The organism is Arhodomonas sp. KWT, assembly GCF_010993615.1.
On record NZ_WNXE01000658.1, the window covers coordinates 1 to 936 of the forward strand.

General features: G+C 69.7%; 2 protein-coding genes. Both read left to right on the forward strand.

Going from position 1 to position 936, the window contains the following annotated elements; all coding sequences use genetic code 11:
• A partial coding sequence (locus tag G7A99_RS21505; RefSeq protein ID WP_163143959.1) for an ABC transporter permease occupies nucleotides 1-786 on the forward strand: 786 nt, incomplete at its 5' end.
• Nucleotides 746-936: ATP-binding cassette domain-containing protein (locus tag G7A99_RS26020; protein WP_371807654.1), on the forward strand; the 191-nt coding region annotated here is incomplete at its 3' end. The genes G7A99_RS21505 and G7A99_RS26020, both read left to right, overlap by 41 nt.

Sequence of the window (936 nt, forward strand, 5' to 3'; positions counted from 1 at the left end):
CTGGCCCGGCTCGGCCGCCACGCGGTGGAACGCGGCGGCCGGGTCACCGGCTTCCTCGCCTTCACCGGCGAGCTCACGGTGGATGTCCTGCCCCGCCTGATCCGGCCCCACCGCCTGCGCTGGCGCGCGATCGTCGCCGGCATCGAGCAGGCCGGGCTGTACGCGCTGCCCATCGTCGGTCTGCTGGCCTTCCTCATGGGCGTGGTCATGACCTACCAGGGCGGCTCGGTGCTGCGCTCCTACGGGGCGAATGTCTTTCTGGTCGACCTCATCGGCATCACCATGCTGCGCGAGATGGGCCCACTGCTTGCCGCGATCATCGTCGCCGGACGTACCGGCTCGGCATACGCCGCGGAGATCGGCACCATGCAGATCACCGAGGAGGTCGACGCCCTGCGCACCCTCGGCATCACCCCCTACGAGATGCTGGTGCTGCCCCGGGTCGCCGCCCTGGCCGTGGCCATGCCGCTGCTGGCCGTGTGGGCGGACGCCATGGGCGTACTCGGCGGGATGATCGTGGCCAACGGCCTGTACGACGTCAGCTTCGCGACCTTCCTCGACCGCCTGCCCTACGCGGTGCCGGTACGCATGTTCTGGGCGGGCATCGGCAAGACGCCGGTATTCGCATTGCTCATCGCCATGGTCGGCTGCTATCACGGGCTGCGGGTACGCGGCAGCGCCGAGGAGGTGGGCCGCGCGACGACCATGGCCGTGGTTCAGTCCATTTTTCTGGTGATCATCGCCGATGCCGTGTTCTCCGTCGTCTTCCAGCAGTTCGGGATCTGACGTGGCCGCGCCGGTCATCGAGGCCCGCGACCTGGTCACCGAGATCGGCGGCCGCCGCATCCACGACGGGCTCGACCTGCGTATCGAGCGCGGCGAGCTCATGGCCATCGCCGGCAGCAGCGGCTCGGGCAAGACCGTGCTGATCCGCGC